This is a genomic window from Paenibacillus sp. NPDC055715 (assembly GCF_053617595.1).
This window is the reverse complement of the sequence record NZ_JBSHGA010000040.1, coordinates 1-1,019: the sequence shown is the minus strand read 5'-3', so window position 1 is coordinate 1,019 and position 1,019 is coordinate 1. Positions and strand designations below refer to the sequence as shown.

The 1,019-nt window shown below is 43.5% G+C and carries 1 protein-coding gene and 1 rRNA gene; both read left to right on the top strand.

The genetic code is table 11. The annotated features are described in order from the left end of the window. Positions 1-90 (top strand): 5S ribosomal RNA (gene rrf, locus ACWGOO_RS22345); the annotation flags it as partial. A 229-nt stretch (positions 91-319) separates the two neighbouring features. Then, positions 320-739: a hypothetical protein gene (locus ACWGOO_RS22340; RefSeq protein ID WP_452486948.1), complete on the top strand. Its 420-nt coding sequence runs from the start codon at positions 320-322 to the stop codon at positions 737-739. Positions 740-1,019 lie beyond the last annotated feature (280 nt).

Here is a 1,019-nt window from a genome sequence, read left to right as displayed (position 1 = left end):
CACGTACCCATCCCGAACACGACCGTTAAGCCCTCCAGCGCCGATGGTACTTGGACCGCAGGGTCCTGGGAGAGTAGGACGCCGCCAAGCAAAGACAAGAAGGGCCATGATCTCCTTGAGATTGTGGTCTTTTTTTGCGTACATATATTTTAGAAATACCCTTACAAAAAGAAGGTAACATTTTTGTTACGGAATGTTAGAGGAAACCCGGTATAATATAGGTACTGAATCCCATATACACACGCTGCGTTCTTGCAGAATTATGCAAATTCTCGAATAGGGTTTGTATAGTGAATCAAGCTGGTAAGGAGGGAAGATCATGCGGCGAAATAGATGGCTTGTTCTATTGGTACTATTCAGTGTCGTTGTCGCGATTCTTACCGGGTGTGGGACAGAGGAGCCTTCTTGGACATCATTTGAGGGTGCAGCGAATGAAAAAACGTTTCCGGTTCCTAAAGAAGCAAGTAAAACCGATCGGGCCAGCAGCAACTCAGACATGGACTATGTACGCTATGCATTACCGGCTTTGAAGGAAAGCGATAGCTTGCCTGCTCCCTATCTGGAGGAGATTGCAGCCTGGGGCTGGACGGAAGAACCCAATCTATCGACCTTTAATCAAAAAGTATTCCTGAAAAATAAACATATGGTGCACTTGTCTGTGCATGATGGTTCTTTTACTGTATTGGTCCCGAAGGACGGTAAAGCTGCTGCGAAAAGCAAAAGTGTAGACCTTAATTAGTGATTTCACAGTTCTCGATTTGCTTACAGGGGGCTACGGACATAGGGGCTGCTTTAAGTAAGTCACAGGCAACCTCAGATGTAGCAGATAAGATACTGTGTATAATGAATGATAAAGCTGGATATGAGGAAGTACTCAAAACTGCTATTAAGTAGATGGGGCTTCCTTTTTTATTTTGATTGGTATATTAGGGCGTGTATTCAAACTACAAAACAAAGTTAAATCGTGGTAAATTAAGAAGTATGAAGAGACGATACGAAATCCAAGATGATCAGTGGAA

What these genes read in the sequence shown, in the direction of transcription:
- ACWGOO_RS22340 (WP_452486948.1), top strand. Translation starts at nt 320, where the DNA reads ATGCGGCGAAATAGATGGCTTGTTCTATTGGTACTATTCAGTGTCGTT.